Origin of the sequence: Stenotrophomonas sp. (assembly GCF_036662295.1) — a bacterium.
Taxonomy (GTDB): Bacteria; Pseudomonadota; Gammaproteobacteria; order Xanthomonadales; family Xanthomonadaceae; genus Stenotrophomonas.
This window is the reverse complement of the sequence record NZ_JAVWXA010000014.1, coordinates 39,722-45,187: the sequence shown is the minus strand read 5'-3', so window position 1 is coordinate 45,187 and position 5,466 is coordinate 39,722. Positions and strand designations below refer to the sequence as shown.

Genomic DNA, 5,466 nt, shown 5'->3' with positions numbered 1-5,466 from the left:
GCCGCCCCCCCCCCCCCCCCCCCCCCGCCGGGGTGTCCGCGGGTTTTTGGCCCGCCGCCCCCCCCCCCCGGCACTACCCGGTTTCGTCCGGTTACGTCGGCCGGGTCTCGCGCAGGGTCCACATCACCGGGAGGACGAGCACGGCCACCGCGGCGATCATCGCGCAGGGGGCGGCGGCCCAGCCGGTATGGCGGACCAGCAGCTCGGCCAGCAGCGGCGTGGCACCGCCGAAGAAGGCGGTGGCCATGGTCACGCCCAGGGCAAGGCCGCTCAGGCGCCCCTCGCCGGGAAACTGCTCGGCGGTGGCCGGCGCCGCCACCGCGCTCACTCCGCCGGCGAGGCAGGCCAGGACCACCGCGGCCAGGCCGATCAGCACCGTATCGCCGCCCGCCATCAGGCTGAACATGCTCAACGGCAGCAGTGCACCGAGGATCGCCAACGCGATCAGCAATGGCCGGCGACCCACCCGGTCGGACAACGCACCGGCCAATGGGGTCACCCCGATCACCGCCACCGCCGCCAGCGTGGACAGCCACAAGGCCTCCGATTCCCCCACCTCCCCGACCGAGCCCAGGAATGCGGGCACGTAAGTGATGCCCACGTAGTAGGTGATCGAGCCGAGCGCGGAAATGGCGAAGGTGCGTGCGACCGCACCGCGATGGAAGCGCCAGGTGTCGCGGATCGGCGAGGTCGGCACGCTGCCTGCGGCCTGCTGCCGCTCGAACTCGGGCGATTCGTGCATCGTCGAGCGCGCCAGCAGGATCGCGCCGGCCAGCGCCGCCCCGACCAGGAACGGAATGCGCCAGCCCCACGCGTCCAGCTGCGCACTGCTCAGCAGCGCCACCGTCACCGCCGACAAGGCGACCGCCAGCAGCGCGCCGACCTCGCTGGCCGCCGAGGCCAACGAGGTGACCAGCCCGCGCCGCCGCGTGGGCGCGGTCTCCAGCAGGTAGGCCACCACGCCGGTGTATTCGCCGCCCACCGAGAACGCCATCAGGCAGCGCAGCAGCAGCAACAACACGCCCGCGGTGGCACCGATGCTGTCGAAGGTGGGCAGCAGCGCGGTGGCCAGCATGGCCGCGGTCATCAGCAGCATCGACGCCAGCAGCATGTAGCGCCGCCCGAAGCGATCGCCCAGGTGGCCGAAGCACAGCGCGCCCAGCGGCCGCATCAGGTAGGAGACCGCGAAGCCGGCCAGGGTGGCCAGCAGCGCATCCTCGCCACCCCCGAAAAACACCCGCGACAGCACCGTGGCCAGGTACAAATACAGGGTGAAGTCGTACCACTCCACCACGGTGGACAGGCCGGCGATGATCATCGAACGCGTCCGCCGTGGCGGATCGGGCGGCGTGGCCACGCTCATGCGGCGCGCACCGGCGCAGCCGCCGCCACGCAGTTCAGACAGGCCGTAAGGAGTACGCGCATCGGCAGGCAGATCGGCAACAGGGAGCGCCGAGCCTACTGCACCATGTGCGCCGATGGACTCACATCGCCACCACATCGCCGCCGCGGCCGACTCACCCGGCCAGCGCGGGCGCCGCCTCGCGGGTGTAGCGCAGCAGCCGCCCGCGCCCCGGCGCATCGCCCTCGTCGTCGAACAGCCCGTAGGCCTCGTCCACCGCATAGCCCTGCGCCGCCATCGCCCGCGAGAACGGGCCGACGTTGCCGCGCCCCGGATCGGTCAGCAACAGCTCGGCGCGGGGGCGTGCGTGGCGCTGCATCATCGCCGCGATCTGCAGGGCATGGCCGCGCTCGTACAGCACGTCGCTGCCGATGATCAGGTCGAAGCGGCCGAGTGTCGTATCCGGCAGTTCCCACGGCAGGTCGCGGTAGTGGATCGCCGGCAGGTCGTTGAGCCCGGCGTTGTAGGCCAGGAACGATTCGGCCAGCGGGTGGTGGTCGCTGGCCACCACGTCGGCGCCGCGATGGGCCAGCACCAGGCTGGCCAGGCCCAGCCCGCAGCCGAGTTCAAGGATGCGCTTGCCGGCCAGGTCCACGCCGTTCATGGTTTCAGCCAGCACGCGGCCGGCCGGCCACACCTGCCCGAACAGGCTCCACAGCGAGGAATGGATGCCGGCGCGCTGGGCGCGGCCGGTGGGGTCGGCAAACTGCTGCAGGTCGCTGAGTGCGCGAATGCGATAGTCATGGCCGCCCACCGGGATGGTGAGGATGCGGGTGGAATAGCCCGGCATGTGCGCTCCGTGAAACACGGGGAGAGCGGCCACCCCGACAGGAGGACCGGACTCGATAAGTGGAGCGAAGCGAACGGTCGGCAACAGACCGCGCAGGACGCGCGTAACGGCGTGTGACAGCCCCATCCTACAGCAGCGATGGCACCCGGCTTTCACTGCCCCACGGCAGGCGTCAGTACCTCACCTGGCAGTTCGGGCAGAAGTACGTGCGTCGCCGGGTCTTGCCCGGGTAGGTCTTGGACAACGGGCCGCCGCAGGAGGGGCAGGTGTGCCGGGTATGCACCTGCCACTGGCTGCGCAGCACCCCGGCCTGCTTCCACGCCAGGAAATCGAAGCTGTACGCCCGCGCCTGCGCGATCACCTTGCCCAGCACGCGCGGTGGGATATCGCCCACGTTGGACAAGGGATGGACGCGGGTGCGGAACAGCACTTCGTTCTTGATGATGTTGCCCACCCCGGCAAAGATGGCCTGGTCCAGCAGTGCATCGCAGATCAAGGTGTCCGGCTGCTGCTTGAGCCGCCGCCGCGCCAGGCGGGGATCCCACTCGGGCGCCATGACGTCGCCGCGCCAGTCGTAGGTCTCCTCCAGCGCACCCTCGACGTACTTCACCGCGGAGGCGTAGATGTTCAACTCGCCATTGTCGAACTGCAGCGACACCCGCGGCGGCGACGGCTTGCGTTCGTCGATACGGTAACTGCCGAACATCAGCATGTGCACGCGCAGGCTGAAACCGCTGAACTGGACCAGGAAGTGCTTGCCAAAACTGCGCAGCGCCAGCACCCGGCGCCCTTCCATGCGGGTCAGGTCGAGGCCGCTGTTGCCCAGCGCACGGCGCACGGTCTTGCCGCGGAACTTGGCCGCGTCCTGGCGCAGGATGACGATGGACGGACCTTCAGGCATGCGCGACCAACCCCTGCAGGCGCAGGGCGTTGCCGATGGCAAAACCGTGCGCGGTGTTGTCGAAGATCACCCACGGCGCCTGCCCGGCGATACGCCCGGCCGCCACCTGCCCCGCCAGGTCGGCCAATGCCGCGTCGTCGTAGTCGCTGTAGTACATGCGGGGGGAACCATGCCAGCGCCAGTACGCCCAGGTGGGTGCGCCGCCGGGCTGGCGGGCGCCCGGAAACCGTGCCGGATCCACGGCCGCCCGTGCGATGCCGTGGCGCTGCAGCAGCACGTCGGCCTGCGCGGTGAACCAGCTGGCGTGGCGCGGTTCGCACACCACCGCCACCGCGCTGCGACGCCGCAGCGCGCGGAAGAAGCCGCCGGCGCGACGCGCGTCCAGCGCCAACGCGGGGGGCAATTGCAGCAGCAGCCCGCCGAGGGTGTCGCCCAGGCCCTGCACGTCATCGAGGAAACGGTCCAGCAACGTGCCCACACCGACCAGCCCCGCCTCGTGGGACACCGTGCGGGGCAGCTTCACCGAAAACCGGAAGCTGGCCGGCACGCTTGCCGCCCAGCGCTCATACGTCGAGCGCCGGTGCGGGCGGTAGAAAGACGAGTTGATCTCCACGGCGTTGAATCGGCTCGCATAGCGGGCCAGCTGGCTCTCGCCGGCGCCGAACCTTTCGGCATCGCGGCCGGGGATGGACCAGCCGGCGCATCCGATCCGCGGCACGTGCGCAGCCCCCATGGCGGCGATCGCTCAGCGCACGATCTCGCCCTGGTCTTCGCCATCCCAATAGTGGATGCGGGTGGCGGCGACGTGGATCAGCACCAGGCCGGGCGTCTCCACGCCCTGCTCGAACCAATGCTCCAGGTCCTTCACCCAATGCTGCTCCATCGTGGCGCGGTCGCGGATCAGCGCCGCCCGGCCTTGTACGGCCACGAACAGCGGCGGCTTGCCCAGCAACGACTTGCTGCCGCTGAAGCTCAGTGCCACCTTCGGGTTGTGCGAGATCTCGCGGACCATGTCGGTGTCTTCGGTGGTGAAGAACCAACTGTCGCCGTCGTAGTCCACGTCCCCGTTGTTGCTCATCGGCCGGGCGGCGATGTCGCCGCTGTCGGCGTGGGTCTGCAGCAGGGTGAAGTCGATGTGGGCCATCTTCTTGGCCAGATCAGGCAGGGTCAGGGTGGTCATGGCGATTCCGTGCTGGGGACAGGCTGCCAGCGTCCGCGCGCTACAGTGACCGCACCGTGCACGGATGCTGGCGTGGCCTTCACGCGCCGCGCGGTGTTGGCCCGACGCGCTCAGGCTCGCCAGAACAGGACCGTGCTGCCTTCCAGTGGAATGGCCAGGAAATTCGCGTTGCGCCCGCCCGGCTCGTCGCACTGGTAGATGCGGCAACTCGCGCTATCGCACCCTCCTTCCTGGCAGTGGCCAGATCCGGATAGGACGCGTGCATGCCATCGCCCGTGCAGCCGCCGCAGCACGCGGCAGCCAGCACGATCGCGCATCGAACGGATATCTTGGGCATCCCATCCCCTCCTTGATACGGTGCCGCCGATGATGCGCGATGCGCGCGCCTGCCACACCCAGCGCGGTGCTACGGTGCCGCAGGCTCGATGAACACCGGGTTGGAATGGAACCACAGGTCCTGCCACGGGTCTTCGCCCTTGACGTCAGCCAGCGGGGTGGGCTCGTCGGTGCTGCTGCCGCGGGCCCGCACGAAGCCGCCGTTGGCGGGCGCCGGCAGGTCCCAGTGCACGCTGTACCACGGCCCGTCACGGTGCCAGTCCGCCGCGGTGAAGTGGCGGGTCTGCATCCTCGGCTGGCCGGCATCGCCGGCGCTGCCCACGATCAGTTCCAGCTGCTGCAGGCGCGGATGCTGGCCGGCCGCATTGGCCGCCGTCGGCTGGCGCACCCGCAGCTCCACGCGCAGCCGCGCGCCCGGTGCCACGGCCAGCGTATCGCCCAGGGTGGCGGCGCGGGCGTGGCCATCGGCCGGCCGCACGCGCAGCACCAGCGCGTCGATGAGGTCGCCGGTCACCGCGAACAGGCGCCCACCGCGCAGCCCGTCCAGGATGTCCGTCGCCTCCGGTCGCGCCCAGACGTAGGTCTTGCTGTACTCGCCCGGGTCGAAATCGCTTCCGCCGTCGCGCAGGTTCACGTGCGAATCGGAACTGGCGGTGATCCAGAACCGGCGCCCCTCGGCCAGCAGGGCATCCCACACCCCGCCCACCTGCGTGGTCATCTGGTCGAAGCCGCCGAACGTGGGCGCCGCCTCATTGCGATACAGGCCGCGCTCCACGCGCGTGGCCTGGTGGCCGGGGGCGCCTTCCATGCCGACCAGCACCTGCGGGGCGGCATCGTGCCAGCGGCGCAGCTCGTCG

At 70.4% G+C, this 5,466-nt stretch carries 5 protein-coding genes and 1 pseudogene; all 6 read right to left on the bottom strand.

Translation table 11 applies throughout. From position 1 onward, the window contains the following. Nucleotides 1-91: 91 nt before the first annotated feature. Complete coding sequence (locus RSA25_RS04660; protein WP_332807735.1) at nt 92-1,363, bottom strand: MFS transporter; 1,272 nt, start codon at nt 1,361-1,363, stop codon at nt 92-94. Nucleotides 1,364-1,517: 154 nt separating this feature from the next. Continuing rightward, on the bottom strand, nt 1,518-2,192 hold the full coding sequence (locus tag RSA25_RS04655) for a methyltransferase domain-containing protein (RefSeq protein ID WP_332807734.1): 675 nt from the start codon (nt 2,190-2,192) through the stop codon (nt 1,518-1,520). 172 nt (nt 2,193-2,364) lie between these two features. Then, nucleotides 2,365-3,093, bottom strand: a complete 729-nt coding sequence (locus RSA25_RS04650) for a DNA-formamidopyrimidine glycosylase family protein (RefSeq protein WP_332807733.1) — start codon at nt 3,091-3,093, stop codon at nt 2,365-2,367. Further along, nucleotides 3,086-3,826 (bottom strand): DUF72 domain-containing protein, encoded by a 741-nt coding sequence (locus RSA25_RS04645; RefSeq protein WP_332807732.1) that lies wholly within the window; start codon nt 3,824-3,826, stop codon nt 3,086-3,088. Before RSA25_RS04645 ends, RSA25_RS04650 begins: the two co-directional genes overlap by 8 nt. A 12-nt stretch (nt 3,827-3,838) precedes the next feature. Continuing rightward, nucleotides 3,839-4,273, bottom strand: coding sequence for a pyridoxamine 5'-phosphate oxidase family protein (locus RSA25_RS04640; RefSeq protein WP_332807731.1), 435 nt, complete (start codon nt 4,271-4,273; stop codon nt 3,839-3,841). A gap of 406 nt (nt 4,274-4,679) precedes the next feature. Continuing rightward, nucleotides 4,680-5,466, bottom strand: a pseudogene (locus RSA25_RS04635) (hypothetical protein); the annotation flags it as partial.